General features: G+C 60.9%; 18 protein-coding genes. 12 read left to right on the forward strand and 6 right to left on the reverse strand.

Annotated features, from left to right (window positions below; all coding sequences use genetic code 11):
- Window positions 1–57: 57 nt before the first annotated feature.
- The 3 genes from topA to tldD all read right to left on the reverse strand — a co-directional run bounded on the left by topA (window position 58) and on the right by tldD (window position 5,656).
- Window positions 58–2,715, reverse strand: a complete 2,658-nt coding sequence (topA, locus tag DSM14862_RS04055; RefSeq protein ID WP_007119147.1) for a type I DNA topoisomerase — start codon at window positions 2,713–2,715, stop codon at window positions 58–60.
- A gap of 244 nt (window positions 2,716–2,959) precedes the next feature.
- Window positions 2,960–4,138, reverse strand: a complete 1,179-nt coding sequence (gene dprA / locus DSM14862_RS04060) for a DNA-processing protein DprA (protein ID WP_083804552.1) — start codon at window positions 4,136–4,138, stop codon at window positions 2,960–2,962.
- 96 nt (window positions 4,139–4,234) lie between these two features.
- Window positions 4,235–5,656, reverse strand: coding sequence for a metalloprotease TldD (gene tldD, locus DSM14862_RS04065; protein WP_007119150.1), 1,422 nt, complete (start codon window positions 5,654–5,656; stop codon window positions 4,235–4,237).
- A 180-nt stretch (window positions 5,657–5,836) separates the two neighbouring features.
- Between tldD and coxB the strand changes: the two genes are divergently transcribed.
- The 10 genes from coxB (at window position 5,837) to DSM14862_RS04115 (ending at window position 14,873) form a co-directional block, all read left to right on the forward strand.
- Window positions 5,837–6,754 (forward strand): cytochrome c oxidase subunit II, encoded by a 918-nt coding sequence (gene coxB, locus DSM14862_RS04070; RefSeq protein WP_007119151.1) that lies wholly within the window; start codon window positions 5,837–5,839, stop codon window positions 6,752–6,754.
- Window positions 6,755–6,811: 57 nt separating this feature from the next.
- Window positions 6,812–7,750: a heme o synthase gene (gene cyoE / locus DSM14862_RS04075; RefSeq protein WP_007119152.1), complete on the forward strand. Its 939-nt coding sequence runs from the start codon at window positions 6,812–6,814 to the stop codon at window positions 7,748–7,750.
- On the forward strand, window positions 7,747–7,914 hold the full coding sequence (locus tag DSM14862_RS04080) for a hypothetical protein (RefSeq protein ID WP_007119153.1): 168 nt from the start codon (window positions 7,747–7,749) through the stop codon (window positions 7,912–7,914). The genes cyoE and DSM14862_RS04080 overlap by 4 nt, the downstream gene beginning before the upstream one ends.
- Entirely contained in the window at window positions 7,914–8,489 is a 576-nt protein-coding gene (locus DSM14862_RS04085) for a cytochrome c oxidase assembly protein (protein WP_007119154.1), read from the forward strand. The genes DSM14862_RS04080 and DSM14862_RS04085 overlap by 1 nt, the downstream gene beginning before the upstream one ends.
- Window positions 8,490–8,524: 35 nt before the next feature.
- The gene (locus DSM14862_RS04090; protein ID WP_007119155.1) at window positions 8,525–9,331 is read left to right on the forward strand and encodes a cytochrome c oxidase subunit 3; all 807 of its coding nucleotides are present in this window, start codon (window positions 8,525–8,527) and stop codon (window positions 9,329–9,331) included.
- A gap of 95 nt (window positions 9,332–9,426) precedes the next feature.
- On the forward strand, window positions 9,427–10,113 hold the full coding sequence (locus DSM14862_RS04095; protein WP_007119156.1) for an SURF1 family protein: 687 nt from the start codon (window positions 9,427–9,429) through the stop codon (window positions 10,111–10,113).
- A 4-nt stretch (window positions 10,114–10,117) separates the two neighbouring features.
- The gene (gene thrC / locus DSM14862_RS04100) at window positions 10,118–11,506 is read left to right on the forward strand and encodes a threonine synthase (RefSeq protein ID WP_007119157.1); all 1,389 of its coding nucleotides are present in this window, start codon (window positions 10,118–10,120) and stop codon (window positions 11,504–11,506) included.
- A 50-nt stretch (window positions 11,507–11,556) separates the two neighbouring features.
- Window positions 11,557–12,765, forward strand: coding sequence for a M16 family metallopeptidase (locus DSM14862_RS04105; protein ID WP_407705371.1), 1,209 nt, complete (start codon window positions 11,557–11,559; stop codon window positions 12,763–12,765).
- Complete coding sequence (locus DSM14862_RS04110; RefSeq protein WP_007119159.1) at window positions 12,765–13,349, forward strand: GNAT family N-acetyltransferase; 585 nt, start codon at window positions 12,765–12,767, stop codon at window positions 13,347–13,349. Before DSM14862_RS04105 ends, DSM14862_RS04110 begins: the two co-directional genes overlap by 1 nt.
- 108 nt (window positions 13,350–13,457) lie before the next feature.
- Window positions 13,458–14,873 carry an FAD-binding oxidoreductase gene (locus DSM14862_RS04115; protein ID WP_007119160.1) on the forward strand — a complete coding sequence of 472 codons (1,416 nt, stop codon included), beginning with the start codon at window positions 13,458–13,460 and terminating at the stop codon, window positions 14,871–14,873.
- Window positions 14,874–14,880: 7 nt separating this feature from the next.
- On the opposite strand, the gene DSM14862_RS04120 is transcribed toward DSM14862_RS04115, so the two are convergent.
- On the reverse strand, window positions 14,881–15,411 hold the full coding sequence (locus DSM14862_RS04120) for an adenine phosphoribosyltransferase (protein WP_007119161.1): 531 nt from the start codon (window positions 15,409–15,411) through the stop codon (window positions 14,881–14,883).
- 165 nt (window positions 15,412–15,576) lie between these two features.
- The gene (locus tag DSM14862_RS04125) at window positions 15,577–16,449 is read right to left on the reverse strand and encodes an S-methyl-5'-thioadenosine phosphorylase (protein WP_007119162.1); all 873 of its coding nucleotides are present in this window, start codon (window positions 16,447–16,449) and stop codon (window positions 15,577–15,579) included.
- Between the two features lie 291 nt (window positions 16,450–16,740).
- Here DSM14862_RS04125 and DSM14862_RS04130 point away from each other — a divergent pair, with 291 nt between their 5' ends.
- Window positions 16,741–18,372: a SulP family inorganic anion transporter gene (locus DSM14862_RS04130; protein ID WP_007119164.1), complete on the forward strand. Its 1,632-nt coding sequence runs from the start codon at window positions 16,741–16,743 to the stop codon at window positions 18,370–18,372.
- 215 nt (window positions 18,373–18,587) lie between these two features.
- Here the strand turns inward: DSM14862_RS04130 and DSM14862_RS04135 are convergent, their stop codons facing one another.
- A complete protein-coding gene (locus DSM14862_RS04135) occupies window positions 18,588–19,193 on the reverse strand; it encodes a flavin reductase family protein (protein WP_007119165.1) in 606 nt (201 codons plus the stop codon).
- A gap of 93 nt (window positions 19,194–19,286) precedes the next feature.
- Between DSM14862_RS04135 and DSM14862_RS04140 the strand changes: the two genes are divergently transcribed.
- Entirely contained in the window at window positions 19,287–19,778 is a 492-nt protein-coding gene (locus DSM14862_RS04140) for a GNAT family N-acetyltransferase (RefSeq protein ID WP_243254312.1), read from the forward strand.
- Window positions 19,779–19,790 lie beyond the last annotated feature (12 nt).

Below are 19,790 nucleotides of genomic sequence, written 5' to 3' on the forward strand. Positions count from 1 at the left end.
CGCCACAGGCGGAACCGCGCCGATCCGGCGCGGCCGCTGCAGTGCGGGCGCGATCGGTTACGCGCCGTCGGTCTTTTTAGCCGCCGGTTTCTTTGCGGCCGGCTTCTTAGCAGCCGTTTTTTTCGCTGCGGGTTTCTTGGTGGCGGTCTTGGCCGCAGGCTTCTTTGCAGGCGCCTTCTTCTTGGTTGCCGCCTTGCGCTTGGCCGGAGATTTAGCGAGCTTTTCCTCGATCAATTCCACCGCGCGTTCCATGGTCAGGTCCGCCGGCTCAACCTCTTTCGGGATCGTCGCGTTGACCTTTTCCCACTTCACATACGGCCCATATTTGCCTTCCATGATATTCACCGCGCCGCCCATATCTGGGTGTTCACCCATCTCACGGATCGGTTTTGCGGCCTTGCCACGGCCGCCACGGCTGGCGACTTTTTCGGCCAGCAGTTGCACCGCGCGGTTCATGCCCACGGTAAAGACCTCGTCGATCCCTTCAAGGTTGGCATTGGTGCCGCCCCGGTCCGAGGTGCTCTCGGCGTGTTTGATATACGGCCCATAACGCCCGATGTTCGACCAGACCATCACGCCATCTTCTGGGTGCGGGCCGATCTGGCGGGGCAGGGACAGCAGCATAACACCTTGTTCCAGCGTCACTTCTTCGGCGGGCCAATCCTTTGGGATCGATTGGCGCGGAGGTTTTTTGTTCTCTTCGGTCACCGGGCCGCGCTGTACATAGGGGCCAAAACGGCCCTTGAAGACGCGGATTTCGTCCCCCTGATCTTCGCCCAACAGCTTCCCATCAGGCGGAATGGCCGAGGCTTCAGCCTCTGGGTCCGGCGGGCCGAAGGGGCGGGTGTAGCGGCATTCGGGGTAGTTTGAGCAGCCGATAAATGCCCCGCCCGACCGCGCGGTACGCATCGACAGGCGTCCAATCTCGCAATTCGGGCAAAGGCGCGGATCGCTGCCGTCTTCTGTGGGTGGGAAGAGGTGCGGTTCCAGCACCTCGTTGATCTTTTCCAGAACTTCCGTGATCCGCAGCTCGGATGTTTCGGCAATCGCCGCCGAAAAGTCGCGCCAGAAGCGACGCAGCACTTCTTTATAAGCCGCATCGCCCGCGCTGACCTTATCAAGCTGGTCTTCCAGATCGGCGGTGAAATCATACCCAACGTAGCGGCGGAAGTAGTTCTCAAGGAAGGCGGTGACCAAACGGCCTTTATCTTCTGGGATCAGGCGGTTGCCATCCTTGCGAACATATTCGCGGTCTTGAATCGTGGTGACGATGCTGGCGTAAGTCGAGGGGCGGCCGATGCCAAGCTCTTCCATCCGTTTGACCAATGTCGCTTCGGTATAGCGCGGCGGTGGCTGGGTGAAGTGCTGCTCTGGCGTGACGCTGCGCTTGTCCATCGCATCGCCATTGTTGATCTGGGGCAGGCGCTTGTCGTCTTCGTCGACCACATCATCGCGGCCTTCTTCATAAACGCGCAGGAAGCCGTCAAACAGCACGACCTGACCATTTGCACGCAGGCCGACCTGACCATCTTCGCTCCCGACTTCAACCGTGGTGCGCTCAAGGCGCGCGCTTTCCATCTGACAGGCGAGGGTGCGTTTCCAGATCAGATCGTAAAGCTTCGCCTGATCGGCGTCGAGTTTCAGCGCTTTGGCGTCTTTCGTCATATCCGTCGGGCGGATACATTCGTGCGCTTCTTGGGCGTTCTTGGCCTTGTTTTTATAGATGCGCGGCTCTTTCGGCACATAGTCCGCGCCAAAACGGTCGGCGATCGCATCGCGCGCCATTGTCACCGCTTCGGGGGCCATGTCGATGCCGTCTGTCCGCATGTAGGTGATGTGACCGGCTTCATAAAGGCGCTGCGCCGTTGACATCGTCTGCCGTGCGCCCATCGAAAACTTCCGGCTGGCTTCTTGCTGCAGGGTCGACGTCATGAAGGGCGCTGATGGGTTGCGGCTGGCCGGTTTGGCCTCGACGTTCATGACCTTCAGCGCACGGCTGGTGATCGCCTGCACCGCCATCTCGGCCTGTGTGGCATCGGCCAAGTCGAAACGATCCAGCTTTTTGCCCGCAAGAGAAACAAGACGCGTCTCGAACTCCTGACCGCGCGGCGTGGCGAGCAGCGCCTTGACCGACCAATACTCGCGGGCGCGGAAAGCTTCGATTTCCATCTCACGCTCAACGATCAGGCGCAGGGTAACCGACTGCACCCGGCCTGCCGATTTCGCGCCGGGAAGTTTGCGCCAGAGAACGGGCGACAGGTTAAAACCCACCAGATAGTCCAAAGCCCGGCGGGCGAGATAGGCCTCAACCAGTGGCATATCGACTTGGCGCGGGTTTTCCATCGCCTCGGTCACGGCCTTCTTGGTGATCTGGTTAAACACCACGCGGCTGACAGGCGTGTCTTTCTTGATCGATTTGCGCTTGGTCAGCGCCTCTTGCAGGTGCCAGCTGATCGCCTCGCCTTCGCGGTCGGGGTCAGTCGCGAGGATCAATGCGTTGTCTTTGGCCAGCGCATCCGCGATCGCCTTGACGTGTTTCTTACTGTCGCTGGCGACTTCCCACTTCATGTCGAAATCAGCGTCGGTGTCGACTGATCCATCCTTGGGCGGCAGGTCTCGGACGTGGCCATAGGAGGCGAGGACGGTATAATTATCGCCCAAATATTTGTTGATCGTTTTAGCCTTGGCGGGGGATTCGACAACGACGACGGGCATAAATACAGGCACCTTAGATCAAAAATGAGGGCAGCTTTGCGCTGTCTCATGTGGGATGGCGGGGGTGTTTGTCAATGCGGCTGCTGATTATGAGGATTCTGCGCGGCAGCGGTTTGCTGCGCTTGTTGGTTTGGAAAGGCGCCATGGTTGCGATGCTTTGTGCAGAGCCTCTGGCGGGGAAGGGCTTCACTCAGACGCTGGCGGTTTGCTGCTGTTTCATCGCTTGCAGAGGTCACTCTGCTAGCTACGCGGTGCGGCTCAGCAATCCACCGGGCTGTCTTTCAATTTGGCCGTCCATTTCAAGATCAAGAAGCGCCGGGGCTACGGCGGTGCTGGGCACTTGCAGATCGCGGATCAGCTGATCCTCTGCAATCGGTGCAGGGCCAAGCCGAGATAGGATGCGTGCGTGTAGCTTCGCGATGGAGCCCGTATTTTCACGGGGTTGAGTCGCGCGAGACGGGGGCGCAGATGTCGGACCCGAAGCTGGTTTCACAGGGGCAGGCGCGTTGTCCTTTTGCCGATCCTGTTCAGGCAAAATCTCCAAGACATCGGCGGCGGTGCGAACCAACACAGCACCGTCGCGGATCAGCATGTTGCACCCTGCGGCGCGCGCGTCCATCGGGTGCCCCGGCACCGCCAGCACATCACGCCCTTGATCCAGCGCATCTCGCGCAGTGATCAGGCTGCCAGACCGTGCCGCCGCTTCTACCACGACAGTCGCCCGGCTCAGGCCCGAGATGATGCGGTTGCGTCTTGGGAAATGCCGCGCCATCGGTTGCAGCCCCATTGGTTGCTCTGACAGCCGCAGCCCCTGTGCCGCGATTTGCCCCGCCAGTTCGGAATTTTCGCTGGGATATATAGTGTCGACCCCACCTGCCTGGACGGCGATTGTGCCGCGCGTAAGGGCCGCTTCATGCGCTGCGGCGTCGATGCCCCGGGCAAGGCCGGAGACAACGACAAACCCGGCCTCCCCCAGCTCTGCCGCAAGGGTGCGTGCCATGCGCAGGCCAAGCGATGAGGCATTCCGCGCGCCGACGAGGGAAATCATCGGGCGGGTCAGCAGCGCGGGGTCACCGATTACCCACAAAAAGGGCGGTGCATCGTCAAGATCCCTTAATAGGTCAGGGTAGGGCGCTTGGCCCTGCACCAGCAGCCGCGCCCCGGCGGCGCGGGCGGCGTTAAGTTCGGCTTGAACAACCCCTTCGGGGCAGATGCGATAATCCGAAATGCCGGCGGCACGGGCAACTTCTGGCAGGGCGGTCAGCGCATCAATCGCCGAGCCATGTTCATCCAACAAACGCCGGTAGGTCGAGATACCAACCCTGCGAGAACGCAACAGACGAAGCCGGGCAAACCGTTCATCTTCCTGGGTGGGTGGGAGTGGGGGGTGAGTGGAAGAAGGATGTAGGTCCTTGTCAGTCATCCCAAAGCTCCGTCCGTTGCAGAATCAGGTATAGGATTTAGTGCTTAACAACCTATGAATTTTTCCCCACCCATTCGATTCAACTCAGGCGTGCCGTCAGGTTGCCGCGCCGCCCACGGTCAGCCCGCCGATCATCAACGTCGGCTGTCCGACACCCACCGGCACCCACTGACCCTGTTTGCCGCAGTTGCCCATTCCAGGGTCAAGCGTCGGGTCATTTCCGATGGCGCGAATCTGCTGCAGCGCCGTGGCCCCGTCGCCGATCAGCGTGGCCCCTTTGACCGGCGCACCAACTTTGCCGTTCTGCACGCGATACGCCTCGGTGCAGGAAAAAACGAACTTGCCGTTGGTGATATCGACCTGACCCCCGCCAAATCCGACGGCATAGATACCATCCTTGAGGTCTGCCACGATATCACCCGGCGCTGCATCACCGCCCAGCATATAGGTGTTGGTCATGCGCGGCATCGGGATATGCGCATAGGATTGCCGCCGCCCGTTCCCGGTTGACGCACCGCCCATCAATCGCCCGTTCTGGCGATCCTGCATATATCCCACCAGCACGCCATCTTCGATCAGCACATTGCGCGCCGAAGGGGTGCCTTCATCATCGACAGAGATCGAGCCGCGGCGGTCGGGAATCGTGCCATCGTCCAACACGGTGACCCCTTTAGCGGCGATTTGTTGGCCCATCAGACCCGCAAATGCGCTGGAGCCTTTGCGGTTGAAATCGCCCTCCAGCCCGTGGCCAATGGCCTCATGCAGCAGGATGCCGGGCCAGCCAGGGCCAAGCACCACGTCCATCACGCCCGCCGGGGCGGGGACAGCCTCAAGGTTGACGCAGGCGATGCGCAATGCCTCACGCACCTTGGCCTGCCAATCCTCAGGGGCCAGCATCCCGTCCAGCCCAATCCGCCCGCCACCGCCGACACCGCCGCTCTCGCGTCGACCGTCTTGTTCCACGATGACTGAGACATTAACCCGCGTCATGGGGCGCACGTCGCGCACGGAATGACCCTCGGGCCGGAGTATCTCAACCTCCTGAATGCTGGCGGCAATCGTCGCGCTCACCTGCACCACGCGGGAATCGAGGCTGCGGGCATAGGCGTCGATCTCACGCAGTGTGTCGACTTTTACTGGGAAAGCGTGGCCGGCTATCGGGTCTTCGTCCGTGTACAGTCGCGCGTTGCTGGCCTGCGGCGCATCAGCCCAAGTACCGCCGCCGTCACCAACCGCAAGCCGTGCCGTCTCTGCCGCGCGGCGCAAGGAGGCTTCGCTGAGTTCGGTCGAATGCGCATAGCCCGCCACCTCGCCACGCACCGCGCGCAGGCCAAAGCCCTCTGCGGCGTCATAGCTCGCGGTCTTAAGCCGCCCGTCATCAAACACCAGCGCCTCAGAGCGGCGGCGTTCGAGGAATAATTCGCCGTCATCGGCACCGGCCACGGCCTCGCGCAGCACGCTCAGAGCGGTTTCTCGGTCCAGATCGGCCTCAAACGGGGTAAATTGCGCGCTGCTCATTGGGGGGTATCCTTGCTTGCTGTCACAAAACTGTCTCGCGCGTCCCTATGACGCAAGCATGTGACTTTATCTTGTAACCAGAATATGATTGTAAGCATCCAGGATTACAACGGCACCGGGTCGCAGCAGCGGTTCGGGTGTCTAATCGGCTTCTTAATGGTCACAAGATCAGGACGACATATGAAACATCTACTCCCCCTTTCCGGTCTTTTGACCAGCCTTGCCGCCCTGCCAGCATTGGCACAGGACAGCCTGCGCATTGACGGGCTTGATGTCATCGGCAGACCTGTTGACGGCGAGACAGGCTTTCAACCGGCTGTGACGCGGGTGGCGCAGGATATCCACGATTTGGACTATCTGATTCTCGTGATCATCACGCTGATCACCGTTTTTGTGACCGGCCTGATCATCTGGGTCATGATCCGCTACAACAAAAAGCGGAACCCGACACCGTCGTCGTTCACCCACCACACCCCGATTGAGATCGCCTGGACCATCCTGCCGATCTTGGTCCTTGTGTTGATTGGTGCATATTCGCTGCCCATCCTGTTCCGCCAACAGGAAATCCCTGAGGCAGACATCACGATCAAAGCGATCGGCAACCAGTGGTACTGGACTTATGAATATGTCGACGAAGAAATCGCCTTTGACAGCTACATGATCGGCGCGCCCGCGACGCTGGGCGATGGCGACGAAGATGTGACCCCCTTCGTGCTGAATGACGCGATGGTCGCCAAGCTCGAAGACGAAGGCTATGCCCGCGAAGACTTCTTGCTGGCCACCGATACATCGGTCGTGATCCCGGTTGGCAAAACCATCGTGGTACAGGTTACCGCAAGCGACGTGATCCACTCTTGGACCATCCCCGCCTTTGGCGTGAAGCAGGATGGCGTGCCGGGCCGCTTGGCCGAACTGTGGTTCACCGCTGAGCAGGAAGGCGTCTACTACGGTCAGTGTTCCGAGCTTTGCGGTCAGGCCCATGCCTATATGCCGATCACCGTGAAGGTTGTTTCGGAAGAAGCCTATGCCGAGTGGCTCGGTAAGGCTAAGGCGGAATATGCGGGTATCGAACAGCCGCTGACCGTGGCCTCCAAGTAAGCCAGTTCTGCGGGGCAGGGAGGAAACCTGCCCCGTTTTTAACCTGGAAGGTTCGGGATGACTGACATCACCAATACACCGACAAGTGAGTACGATGCGCAGCTGGGGGATTACTTTGCCCTGCTGAAGCCGCGCGTGATGTCGCTTGTTGTATTTACTGCATTTGTGGGGCTTTTGGCCGCACCAGTGTCCGTGAACCCGATCGTCGGCTTCTGCGCCATCCTGTTCATCGCCATCGGCGGCGGTGCTTCGGGCGCGTTGAACATGTGGTGGGATGCGGACATTGACGCTGTGATGCGCCGCACCCGTGGCCGCCCGATCCCATCGGGCCGTGTACAGCCCGGCGAAGCCTTGACGCTTGGCGTCGCGCTGTCGGGCTTGTCGGTGATGATGCTGGGGCTGGCGACGAATCTGCTGGCCGCCGGTATGCTGTTGTTCACCATCCTGTTCTATGCGGTTTTCTACACCATGTGGCTCAAGCGTTTGACGCCGCAGAACATCGTTATCGGCGGTGCGGCTGGTGCTTTCCCGCCCGTAATCGGCTGGGTCGCCGCCACCGGCAGCTTCTCGGTCGAGGCATGGCTGATGTTCGCGCTGATCTTCATGTGGACCCCGCCGCATTTCTGGGCGCTGGCCCTGTTCATGCGCTCTGACTACGACGATGCCAAAGTGCCGATGCTGACCGTGACCCATGGCCGTCCGGCCACGCGGCTGCATATCTTGATCTATACCGTTCTGCTGGCTGCTCTGGCGATCGGCACAGCCTTTACGGCTATCGGTGGTATCTTCTACTTCGCCGTGGCCTTGGTTCTGAACGCCGCATTCCTGTTGGGCGCATGGCGCATCTGGAACCGCGATGAGGTGATGGCCGAAGCCGACGACTACGCCGAAGAGCGCAAATTCTTCCGCCTGTCGCTGGCCTACCTCTTCTTGCATTTCGGCGCGATCTTGGGCGAAGCCGCCCTGCGTGCCTTTGGACTGGGAGGCTGGGCATGAGCTTTCGTCCTGAGCACGAACTGCACAAGCGCCGCCGCGGCCGCAATATCGGCGTCGGTTTGATGCTGGCGGCCTTTGTGGTGCTGATCATGGCACTTACCTACGTCAAAATTACGCAGACAGATTTTGAACTGCCCGCCAACCAACGTGAGGTGACCCAGTAATGGCGCTTTCCGGTCCTCAAAAAACAGTGATGCAAACCGTCAGCGTCGTGGTGTTGATGGGCGGTCTGGCTTGGGCATCGGTGCCGTTTTACGACTGGTTCTGCCGGGTCACCGGCTTTGGCGGCACGCCGGGGCAGGTGAGCGCATCCAGCGGTGAAGTTCTCGACCAAACGGTCAAGGTCCGCTTTGACGGCTCGTTGAACGACGGCATGCCATGGGAATTCAAACCCGTGGTCCGCGAAATGGAAGTCCGCATCGGCGAGACGGGGTTGGCCTTCTATGAGGCCTATAATCCTACCGATAAACCGGTGGCGGGGCAGGCGAGCTACAACGTAACCCCCTACACCGCCGGGGCCTTCTTTGAGAAGATCGACTGTTTCTGCTTTACCGAACAGGTGCTTGCACCGGGCGAACGGGTGCAGATGCCGGTAAGCTTCTTTGTTGATCCAGAAATGGTCAACGACCGTGATGGGAAGTTTGTACATACCATCACACTGTCCTATACATTCTACGAAATTGACCTGCCCGAAGGCTATGCCGCCCTCGATCAGGACAGCGCCACAGCAACCAATTAACGACCTGATTAAACAAAGGTGAGGGACCCGAAACCATGGCCCATGCAAAGAACCACGACTACCATATTCTAGCCCCCTCGTCCTGGCCGCTGCTGGGATCGCTGGGTGGATTTGCGATGTTGGCCGGCGCTGTGCTGTGGATGCACGGCATTACGCCTTTTGTCTTTCTCGGCGGTTTTGTCGCCGTCTGCTACGTCATGTTCGCCTGGTGGGCTGAAGTCGTGACCGAAAGCGAAGTGGGCGATCACACCGGTGTGGTGCGGATCGGCCTGCGCTATGGCTTTATCCTGTTCATCATGTCCGAAGTGATGTTCTTCGTCGCGTGGTTCTGGTCCTTCTTTAAACAGGCCCTTTACCCGATGTACGAATATGCCGGGAGCACATATCTCAAACCTGAGATCCACGCGGTTGACGCTTTCCACCTGCCGCTGATCAACACGCTGGTTCTGCTGCTGTCGGGCTGCGCCGTGACATGGGCGCACCACGCGCTGGCGCATGAAAACAACCGCAAAGACCTGATCGCGGGTCTGGCCATCGCCGTGGTGCTTGGTGTGTTCTTCACCGCGCTGCAGGCATTTGAATACTACGAACTGCTGGTTCATGACGACTGGACCTTCGGCGGTGACATGTATTTCTCCAGCTTCTTCATGGCGACAGGCTTTCACGGCTTCCATGTGATCATCGGCACGATCTTCCTCTTCATCTGCCTGCTGCGCGCCATGCGCGGCCATTTCACCCCCGAACGCCACGTCGGCTTCGAGGCGGCGGCTTGGTACTGGCACTTCGTTGATGTGGTCTGGCTGTTCCTCTTCTTCGCTGTCTACATGTGGGGCACACCCTAAACATAAGGCGGGGTTGCATCCGCGCCCCACACCCGTAAAACCCAAACGCGCGAAGCCTTCTTCGCGCGTTTGTCGTTTCAGCCAGAGAGATTCGAATGCGGCGCAGCCTGTTCTTCATCATCGTAGGTCTCGGCGGGGCTGCCATCCTCGTTACGCTCGGGATATGGCAAGTACAACGGCTGGCGTGGAAAGAGGCGATTGTCGCTGACATCAACGGACGCATCACCGCGACGCCGGTGGACCTGCCCACGTCGCCCGACCCGGAGGTCGATGCCTATCTGCCCGTCACCGTAAGTGGTGAAATCGGCGCCGAGGCGCTGCATGTGCTGGTCAGCCAAAAGCAAACGGGCGCGGGCTACCGTGTGATTGCTCCTCTGATGCTGGAAGACGGCCGGCGGATTCTCGTCGATTTGGGTTTCACGCCTACCGAGAACAAAGACGTTATCAACACTGCTGGCCCCTCCCGCATCATCGGTAATATGCAATGGCCCCAAGAGGTCGACAGCTTCACGCCAGAGGCCGATACCGAGCGCAACATTTGGTTCGCCCGCAATGTCCCCCGCATGGCCGAAACCCTCAATACCGAACCGCTGCTCGTCGTCGCCCGCGATGGAACCGGGATCGACCCGAAAATCGCCCCGCTGCCCGTCGATACCGCCCGCATCCCCAACGATCACTTGCAATATGCGATCACCTGGTTTTCCCTCGCCGCCATCTGGCTGGCGATGACCGTCCTTTTCCTGCGCCGCCGCCGCGCCCCTGCAACGCCGAAAGTCGACTGACCCTATGCGCTATATCTCTACCCGTGGCTCCGCCCCCGTCCTGTCCTTCGAAGAGGCGATGCTAACCGGCCTTGCCCGTGACGGCGGCCTTTATGTGCCCGAAACCATCCCGACGCTGAGCGCCGACCAGATCACCGCCATGCAGGGCCAAAGCTACGAAGAAGTCGCCTTTATCGTCATGCGCCCCTTCATCGGCGATACGTTCACCGACGAAGAATTTCGCGCTATCATCGGCCGCGCTTACGCAGGTTTTGAGCACACTGCCCGCGCCCCCATGGTGCAACTTGCCCCGAACCACTTCCTGTTGGAACTCTTCCACGGCCCCACACTGGCATTCAAAGACTTCGCCATGCAGCTGATCGGCCAGATGTTCCAAGCCGCTCTGGGCCGCAAGGGCGAACGCGTCACCATCGTTGGCGCGACCTCCGGCGATACCGGCTCCGCCGCGATCGAAGCCTTCAAAGGCTTGGATAACGTCGACGTCTTCATCCTCTACCCACATGGCCGGGTCTCGGACGTGCAGCGCCGCCAGATGACGACGCCGTCGGAGGCCAACGTCCACGCCCTCGCCATCGACGGGGATTTCGACGACTGCCAAGCGCGCTTGAAAGACATGTTCAACGACTTCGACTTCCGCGATTCGGTGCGGCTGGCGGGTGTGAACTCGATCAACTGGGGCCGCGTGCTGGCACAGGTGGTCTACTATTTCACCGCCGCCACCAGCCTCGGCGCACCGGCACGCGAGATCAGCTTCACCGTGCCCACCGGCAATTTCGGCGACATTTTCGCAGGCTACATCGCCAAACGCATGGGCCTGCCTATCGCCGATCTGGTCGTCGCCACCAATCAAAACGACATCCTGCACCGCTGCCTCTCGGGGCAGGGCTATCACAAGGGCGGCGTGACCCCCTCGATCAGCCCCTCGATGGATATCCAAGTCTCGTCCAACTTCGAGCGCGCCCTTTTCGACGCCTACGACCGCGACGCGGGTGCCGTGGCACAATTGATGGACGAGCTAGGGCAGGGCGGTTTCGACGTCTCCCAAGGCGCGATGCAAGCGCTGCGAGACACCTACCGCTCGGGCCGCGCCTCGGAGGAAGAAACCACTGCCACCATCGCCGACCGCCGCCGTACCACCGGCGAGCTGCTCTGCCCGCATTCCGCCGTTGGCGTGAAGGTCGCGGATGAGCAGCGCGACCCGGCCATCCCAATGGTCACCCTCGCCACCGCGCACCCGGCGAAATTCCCCGACGCTGTTGAAGCGGCCACCGGCATTCGCCCAGCCTTGCCGCCCCGCATGTCGGACCTTTTCGACCGCGAAGAGCGTTTCACCCGGCTGCCCAATGACCTCGACGCGCTCAAAGCGCATATCAAAGGAAACCTCCCCGCGTGAGCTTGAACCAGACCACATTGCCCAACGGCTTCCGGATCGTCACCGAACATATGGAGGGGCTTGCCTCCTCTGCCATCGGCGTTTGGGTGAACGCCGGTGCACGCCACGAAACCCCGCAGCAGAACGGCATCGCGCATTTCCTCGAGCATATGGCCTTCAAGGGCACCGCGACCCGCTCGTCGCTGCAAATAGCCGAGGCCATCGAGGACGTGGGCGGCTATATTAACGCCTATACCTCGCGCGAAGTCACCGCTTATTATGCCCGCGTGTTGGAAAACGACGTGGCGCTTGGCCTCGACGTGATCGCCGACATCCTGCGCAACCCGGTGCTGGACCCTTCCGAGGTCGAAGTCGAACGCGGCGTAATCCTGCAAGAGATTGGCCAAGCCCTCGACACGCCCGACGATGTGATCTTTGACTGGCTGCAAGAGCAGGCCTACCCCGATCAGCCCATCGGCCGCACGATCCTTGGGCCATCCGAGCGTGTCTCGGCTTTTTCACGTGACGATCTCAAACTCTTCATCGCCGACCACTACGGGCCAGAGCAGATGATCCTCTCTGCCGCTGGGGCCGTCGATCACGACAAAATCGTCAAACTGGCCGAAAGCCTTTTTGGCGATATGCCGTCGAAAAAGCTCTACCAGGTCGACGGCGCCCGCTTCGGCGGCGGCGAGTTCCGGCAGGTCAAAAAGCTCGAACAGGCCCATTTTGCCCTCGGTTTCGAAAGCCCCGGCTACCGCTCCGACGACATCTATATCGCTCAAATCTACGCTTCTGCGTTGGGTGGCGGCATGTCCTCACGCCTGTTCCAAGAGATTCGCGAAAACCGCGGCCTCTGCTACACGATTTTCGCCCAAGCCGGCGCCTATGCCGACACAGGGATGACCACGATCTACGCCGGCACCAGCGCCGAGCAATTGCCCGAGCTGGCCAATATCACCATAGACGAGATGAAGCGCGCCGCCACTGACATGTCCCCCGCCGAAGTCGCCCGCGCCCGTGCGCAGATGAAGGCCGGGCTGCTGATGGGCTTAGAGAGCCCCTCTAACCGCGCCGAACGTTTGGCCCGCCTGATCCAGATCTGGGACCGTGTCCCGCCGCTGGAAGAAACCGTGGCCCAGATCGACGCCGTCACCACCGGCGACGTGCGCGATTTTGCTGAACGCATGGCCACCCAAGCGCCCGCGGCACTTGCGCTCTACGGCCCCGTTGATGGCGCGCCAACGCTCGACGAACTCCACAGCAGACGCGCTGCCTGATGCTGCTGGGGCGACGCAAACTGCGGATCGAAACGGAACGGCTGACCCTGCGTCCGCCGGTCCATGCCGATTTCCGCGCGTGGTCTGCCCTGCGCCGCGCCAGCAACGATTATCTCCGCCCGTGGGAGCCGACATGGGCGGAGGATCACCTCACCCGCAAGGCATTTACCAACCGCGTCTATTGGGCGCAGCGCTCGGTATCGTCGGGCAATGCCATGCCGCTGTTCCTGATCCGACGCAGCGATCAGAACCTTGTTGGTGCGATCACGCTGGACAACATCCGCCGCGGCCCTGCGCAATCAGGCACGCTCGGCTATTGGACGGGCGAGCCCTTCGCGCGCCAAGGCTACATGCGCGAGGCGATCGAGGCGGCGGTGCATCAGGCCTTCACCCGGCTCGACCTGTCGCGCATCGAAGCTGCCTGTCTGCCAGAAAACCAAGCATCTCGGGGGCTGTTGGAAAAGGCCGGCTTTAAATATGAGGGCGTGGCACAAAGCTATTTACAAATTGATGGCCGTTGGCGCACCCATGTGCTTTACGCCGCGCTGCGCAAAGACCGGCGCGGACGTACGGATGTCGGTTAACCTTCGAAAAGCAACCCCGCTTCTCCTTCACCTGCTAAGCCACATGCCCGCCAAACGGTTCTCCGCTTTGTCCTTGCATCCTTCCCTCCATCACAGGATCAAGACCGTATGACACTGAACCCCGCCGACATCGCCTTCGCCGACACCCTGCGCCAGCATCTGGCCCACGAGGTACTGCGCCAGCCCGAACCGCGCCACCTCGAAGAGCCCCGTGGCCGCTATGCCGGGCAGGGCGGCCTGCTGGCTCTGCCACGCAGCGCAGAGGAGGTTTCCACTCTGATCCGCGCTGCCCATGCGGCCCGCGTACCGGTGGTGCCTTATGGCGGCGGCACCGGCCTCGTCGGTGGTCAGATCAGCAGCGATGGACCTGCTCCGCTGATCCTGTCTCTCGAACGCATGAACCGCATCCGCGCCGTACTCCCCGAAGAGAATGTGTTGGTCGCCGAAGCCGGTGTGATCCTCGCCGACGTCCAAACCGCCGCCGAAGAGGTAAACCGCCTGTTCCCGCTGTCGCTCGCCGCCGAAGGCACCGCCCGCATCGGTGGGACGCTGGCAACCAACGCTGGGGGCACCGGCGTGCTGCGCTACGGCAATGCCCGGGACCTCTGCCTAGGCCTCGAAGCCGTTCTGCCTGACGGTCAAATTTGGCACGGCCTGACCCGCCTGCGCAAAAACAACACTGGCTATGACCTGCGCCACCTGCTGATCGGCGCCGAAGGTACGCTCGGCATCATCACCGCCGCAGCCCTCAAACTCTACGCCCGACCGGCGCGCAGTGGCACCGCCCTCATGGTTGTCGACAGCCCCGCCGCCGCGCTATCGCTCCTTTCACTTGCGCGCGATCACCTGGGCGAGATGATCAGCGCCTTTGAATTGATGCACCGACAAGGTTTCGATTTTCTTAACGAAACCCTTCCCAATATCCGTCAGCCTTTCGCCACTCCCCCCGAGTGGTGCGTATTGATCGAGATTGGCACGCCCGGAGAGATCGACACTGACGCCGCCCTCGAAAGCCTCTTCGCTGCGGCGCTAGAGGCGACCCTCGTCACAGACGGCTTGATCGCCCAAAACGCCCAGCAGGCCCAAGACTTCTGGACCATTCGCGAGACAATTCCCGAAGCCAACCGCCTGATCGGCTCGGTCTCCAGCCACGACATTTCGGTGCCCCTCAGCGCGATTCCTGAGTTCATCACCCGCGCCACCCAAGCACTCACCGCCCTCAACGATTTCCGGATCAATTGCTTTGGCCATGTCGGGGACGGCAACCTGCATTACAACGTCTTCCCCGCAAAGGGAAAAACGCGTGCCGACTACGAAGAGCAACGCGATGCAGTCAAACGCCTGGTCCACGACCTTGTGCACGAGCTCGGCGGCTCATTCAGTGCCGAACACGGCGTCGGGCGGATCAAAGTCGATGACCTTGAACGCTACGGCGATCCGGCGAAACTCGCCGCCATGCGCGCCATCAAAGCGGCACTTGACCCCAAGGGCATCATGAACCCCGGCGCCGTCCTACGCGCCTAAGCGCCGTTCAAAGCCCCTCAAAGGCACAAAGCGCGTGGACCTCTTTGCCGAGCGCTTCCAACCGCTTACGGCCGCCCAACTCGGGCAAGTCGATGATGAACGCGCAGGAAACAATCTCACCGCCCAAACGCTCAATCAGCTTGATCCCGGCCTCCGCCGTGCCCCCTGTGGCCAGCAGGTCGTCGACAACCAAAACTTTCTCTCCCGGTTTGATGGCATCATCATGCAGCTCGACAATGGCCTCGCCATATTCAAGTTTGTATTCCTGACTGATTACAGTGCCCGGCAGCTTGCCCTTCTTGCGAACAGGCACAAAACCCACACTCAACTGATGCGCAATCGCGCCACCCAAGATAAAGCCGCGCGCTTCAAGGCCCACAACCTTGTCAATGTCTATGCCTGCATAGGGATGCAGCATTTGGTCGATCGCCATGCGAAACCCGCGTGGATCGGCAAAAAGTGTCGTCACGTCGCGAAACATGATCCCCTCGTGCGGGAAATCTACAATCGTGCGAATATAGTCCTGAACCTGTTTCATGCCGCCCTTCCGCGTGAATTAACCCGACCCGTCTTAGCGCAAGCCGCCCCGTAGGCGAAGCCCTCATCTGCGCCTGGCACCTTATTGGAAAGAGGGCCCAACTCCCTCCCTTTCATCCTTTCTCAAATACCGTCCGCACTCAGCTGCACACACCACCGCCCGCGTTCAAAGCATCCGCCCCGCCACTGCATCCAGTTTTGCCAGCAATTCAGGATCCCGCGCATCCGGCTGGGTCAGGATCGCAAACTCCAACGCCCGGTCACAACCGTGCGGGCAGGGCGCGCGGTCGGCCCCCAGCAGCGCGGGCAGGCGCGACACCATGGCGCGGCCCTTGTCGGCGTTCCCCATCAACGTCGCGATGATCTGTGTCACGTCCACCTCACCGTGATCCGGATGCCAACTGTCATAGTCGGTGATCATCGCGACAGAAGCATAGCAAAGCTCAGCTTCCCGCGCCAACTTGGCCTCCGGCATATTGGTCATGCCGATCACATCCGCACCCCAGCTTTCGCGGTACATTTTGGATTCGGCCAAGGTTGAGAACTGCGGCCCCTCCATCGCCAGATAGGTGCCGCCACGGTGCACGTTGATGCCGGCCTCCCGTGCCGCAGTTTGGCAGGCGTCGCCCAAGCGCGGGCAGGTGGGGTGGGCCACGCTGACATGGGCCACACAGCCGGGGCCGAAGAAGGTTTTCTCCCGCGCCATGGTGCGGTCAATGAACTGGTCGACGATCACGAAATCGCCCGGTGCCATCTCTTCGCGGAACGACCCGCAGGCTGAGACGCTGATCACATCCGTACAGCCCAACCGTTTCAGCGCGTCGATATTGGCGCGGTAGGGCACGGAAGTCGGCGTATGCACATGGCCACGGCCATGGCGCGGTAGAAAGACCATGGCAACGCCATCCAAAGTCCCGGTCAGAACTTGATCCGACGGCGCACCCCATGGGGTCTCCACTGTGACCCAATCGGCATCCTGCAGCCCGTCGATGTCATAAATGCCGGAGCCGCCGATAACGGCGATTTTCGTATCTGTCATGAAGGAGCCTGTGCCTTGGGTGGTTGCCAGTGAAGCCCAAAGAACCTCACAGATTCCAGTGGGGTTCAAGTGTTTTTGCCACCGCGGAAGACACGTCTTCGTCAGGAATTTCCGGAGCACATTGCGCGTTGGCCGTTGCATCAATGTGTTTCTGCATTGCAGCAGCCTCGGCCTGATCATCGGCAAGATGCTTTTCTTCACGGCAAAACTGTTCTAGGTGCAGCCAAAAGCGCCCCGCAACTGCGGCTTCCGGCGCTCATATCTGTTTTCCGATAGTCAAAGGACGCCCCTATGCGCGCCACGCTGCACAACTTTGCCAAGAACCTTGATGTGACCGATTTGCGCTGGATGCCCGACGATGGTTTCTCCATCGGGCGGCTGCGGATCGAATTGCTGTCGGGGCTGACCGTGGCACTTGCACTGGTGCCCGAAGCGGTGGCCTTTGCCTTTGTCGCCGGGGTGCATCCGCTGGTGGGGCTTTACGCGGCCTTTCTCGTCGGTCTGATCACAGCGCTGATTGGCGGCCGACCTGGCATGATCTCGGGCGCCACAGGGGCGTTGGCTGTGGTCATGGTGGCCTTGGTGGCGCAGCATGGGGTCGAGTACCTCTTTGCCACCGTGGTGCTGATGGGGCTCATGCAGATTTTCGCGGGCGTCATGCAATGGGGCAAGTTCATCCGACTGGTGCCGCATCCAGTGATGCTGGGCTTTGTCAACGGGCTCGCCATCGTGATTTTCTTGGCACAAATGAGCCAGTTTAAGGTGCCCGGCACCATGGTCGACACAGGTCACGGCATGGGCGGCGGCGAATGGCTTTCGGGTCAGCCGCTCGTGATGATGTTGGGATTGGTTGCCGCAACCATGGCGATCATTTGGCTCACGCCGCGCATTACCCGCCTTATCCCTGCGCCCTTGGCAGGCATTGGGATCATTGCCGCGCTGGTGATCGGCTTTGGCCTAGATGTGCCGCGCGTGGGCGATCTGGCCTCGATCCAAGGTGGCCTGCCGGAATGGCATATCCCGATGGTGCCGCTGACGTGGGAAACCTTTGAGATTATCCTGCCCTATGCGGTGATCCTTGCCGCAATTGGTCTGATCGAATCCCTGCTAACGCTGAACCTTGTTGGCGATCTGACGGGCAAGCGCGGTGGCGCGAGCCAGGAATGTATCGCCCAAGGCGTGGCCAATACCGTCACCGGCTTTTTTGGCGGCATGGGCGGCTGTGCGATGATCGGCCAATCGATGATCAATGTGAAATCCGGTGGGCGTACGCGTGTGGCAGGCATCGCGGCGGCGGTATTCCTGCTGCTCTTCATCCTCGTTGGTTCCTCCATCATTGAACTCATTCCGCTGGCCGCGCTGGTTGGCGTGATGTTCATGGTGGTGATCGGCACCTTCGCGTGGAACTCGCTCACCATCCTGCGCAAAGTGCCGCTGATGGATGCCTTTGTCATCATTCTGGTGACGGTTGTGACCGTGATGGAAGACCTTGCCGTGGCGGTGGTTGTTGGCGTTATCGTCTCGGCGCTGGCCTATGCGTGGAACAACGCGCGGCGCATCCATGCAAGCACCCGCCAGTCGGTGCGCGAGGAAGGGGCCAAGGTCTATGAGGTTCACGGGCCGCTGTTCTTCGGATCCGCAGATGGGTTCGCCGAATTGTTTGACGTGGAGAATGACCCCGAGGTGGTGATTGTCGATTTCGCTGACAGCCGTGTGGTCGATCAATCCGCGTTGCAAGCGATCGAGGCGATGGCTGCGAAATATGAGGCCGCAGGCAAGCGGTTGCAGCTGCGCCACCTGAGCCGCGATTGTCACCGTCTGCTGACCAAGGCCGGGCATCTCATGGTCGATAGTGACGATGATCCGGATTACGAATTGGCCGTGGACTACGACGTGCGCACCGGCGTACTAGGCGGGCACTAAAAAAGAAAACCCGGCGCTTAATTCAAGCGCCGGGTTTTTTCTTTCACCATAGCCCGGAATCAAGCCGCAGGCACCGGGCCATCGCCTGCCCGCCCGGACGGGTAGGCGATTTGGTGAGGCTAGGCGCTCCTTCGAGAACGCACATCATGGTTGAGCCATAAAGTGGCAGCATAGGCCTTAGGATCGCCCACCCGCGGGCAGGCGCTGGCCCTTACTCAATCATCAGGCCGCTTCAGCTCAAACACCTCACGCACCGCCGTATAATCACGGTACCCCATGCGCGACAGCGGATGGAACTGCGTCACATCAAAGCGTCCGTCCACCACGCAATCGTCGCGCAGATGGACACCGATCACCTCGCCGAAGACCACAAAGTTCGCCTCGCCCGGCAACTGCACGATCTGCGTCACCTTACATTCCATATTCGCCGGCGCATTCGCCACCCGCGCGCAAGCGATCTGCTCACACTCCGCCTTCACGATCCCGGCGCGTTCAAACTCATCGGTGCCATGCGGCAACCCTGCGGAGGTCACATTCATCACATCCCGCGCCGCGTATTCCACGATGTTCACGCAAAACACCCCGGTCTCGCGGATGTTGGCCACCGAATCCTTGGTGCCGTCCACATCATCCTTGGCGCTGGTCGACGCGAACATCACCTGTGGCGGCACATAGGCCACGGCGTTGAAGAAAGAATATGGGGCAAGGTTGTCGCGGCCTTGACCATCGCGGCTGGAGATCCAACCGATGGGGCGCGGGGTGACGATGGCGTTGAATGGATTGTGCGGCAGACCATGGCCGTCTTCGGGACGATAGAACATGAACACTCCTTGATGGTTTGCACCCATGGCTAGCCTCATGCTACGTCCAGCGCCACCCGCAATTGCTCCTGAAAGCCTCCGGCCTTGCATCAGATGCCCTACAAGATGACCCCGGAGGTGCCCGCCGACCATTGGGAGGTTGAGGCGCTTTATGACACCTGTTTCGCGCCGGGGCGCGAGGCGCTGTCGTCTTACCGGCTGCGCGATGGTGTGCCGCCCGTGGCGGGGCTGAGCCATGTGGCGCGTGACAGTGGTGGTATTCTGGCAGGCGCGATCCGCTATTGGCCCGTTAGGATCGGCGCGACAGAGGCGCTGTTGCTGGGCCCGGTTGCCGTCCACCCCACGCGGCAGGGCGAAGGGCTGGGCGCGGCGTTGATCGAGACCTCGCTGGCGCATGCGGGGCCGCTTGGTTGGGAACGGGTGATGCTGGTGGGCGATGCGCCTTACTATAACCGCTTTGGCTTTACCCTATTGCAAGACGTGGAAATGCCCCCGCCCACAAACCCCGCGCGCGTCTTGGGCCGGTCCTTGGCAGAGGATGCTTGGGCCGGCGTAATCGGCAAGGTTCGCCACTGGCACGATTGATTTTACCCCATC

This window comes from Sulfitobacter indolifex (assembly GCF_022788655.1).
In the GTDB taxonomy this organism is placed as follows: Bacteria; Pseudomonadota; Alphaproteobacteria; order Rhodobacterales; family Rhodobacteraceae; genus Sulfitobacter; species Sulfitobacter indolifex.

What these genes read in the sequence shown, in the direction of transcription:
- DSM14862_RS04095 (WP_007119156.1), top strand. Translation starts at nt 9,427, where the DNA reads ATGCGGCGCAGCCTGTTCTTCATCATCGTAGGTCTCGGCGGGGCTGCC.
- cyoE (WP_007119152.1), top strand. Translation starts at nt 6,812, where the DNA reads ATGACTGACATCACCAATACACCGACAAGTGAGTACGATGCGCAGCTG.
- DSM14862_RS04080 (WP_007119153.1), top strand. Translation starts at nt 7,747, where the DNA reads ATGAGCTTTCGTCCTGAGCACGAACTGCACAAGCGCCGCCGCGGCCGC.
- DSM14862_RS04135 (WP_007119165.1), bottom strand. Translation starts at nt 19,193, where the DNA reads ATGTTCTATCGTCCCGAAGACGGCCATGGTCTGCCGCACAATCCATTC.
- DSM14862_RS04085 (WP_007119154.1), top strand. Translation starts at nt 7,914, where the DNA reads ATGGCGCTTTCCGGTCCTCAAAAAACAGTGATGCAAACCGTCAGCGTC.
- DSM14862_RS04115 (WP_007119160.1), top strand. Translation starts at nt 13,458, where the DNA reads ATGACACTGAACCCCGCCGACATCGCCTTCGCCGACACCCTGCGCCAG.
- DSM14862_RS04140 (WP_243254312.1), top strand. Translation starts at nt 19,287, where the DNA reads ATGCCCTACAAGATGACCCCGGAGGTGCCCGCCGACCATTGGGAGGTT.
- DSM14862_RS04110 (WP_007119159.1), top strand. Translation starts at nt 12,765, where the DNA reads ATGCTGCTGGGGCGACGCAAACTGCGGATCGAAACGGAACGGCTGACC.
- topA (WP_007119147.1), bottom strand. Translation starts at nt 2,715, where the DNA reads ATGCCCGTCGTCGTTGTCGAATCCCCCGCCAAGGCTAAAACGATCAAC.
- tldD (WP_007119150.1), bottom strand. Translation starts at nt 5,656, where the DNA reads ATGAGCAGCGCGCAATTTACCCCGTTTGAGGCCGATCTGGACCGAGAA.
- DSM14862_RS04090 (WP_007119155.1), top strand. Translation starts at nt 8,525, where the DNA reads ATGGCCCATGCAAAGAACCACGACTACCATATTCTAGCCCCCTCGTCC.
- coxB (WP_007119151.1), top strand. Translation starts at nt 5,837, where the DNA reads ATGAAACATCTACTCCCCCTTTCCGGTCTTTTGACCAGCCTTGCCGCC.
- DSM14862_RS04130 (WP_007119164.1), top strand. Translation starts at nt 16,741, where the DNA reads ATGCGCGCCACGCTGCACAACTTTGCCAAGAACCTTGATGTGACCGAT.
- DSM14862_RS04120 (WP_007119161.1), bottom strand. Translation starts at nt 15,411, where the DNA reads ATGAAACAGGTTCAGGACTATATTCGCACGATTGTAGATTTCCCGCAC.
- thrC (WP_007119157.1), top strand. Translation starts at nt 10,118, where the DNA reads ATGCGCTATATCTCTACCCGTGGCTCCGCCCCCGTCCTGTCCTTCGAA.
- dprA (WP_083804552.1), bottom strand. Translation starts at nt 4,138, where the DNA reads ATGACTGACAAGGACCTACATCCTTCTTCCACTCACCCCCCACTCCCA.
- DSM14862_RS04125 (WP_007119162.1), bottom strand. Translation starts at nt 16,449, where the DNA reads ATGACAGATACGAAAATCGCCGTTATCGGCGGCTCCGGCATTTATGAC.
- DSM14862_RS04105 (WP_407705371.1), top strand. Translation starts at nt 11,557, where the DNA reads ATGGAGGGGCTTGCCTCCTCTGCCATCGGCGTTTGGGTGAACGCCGGT.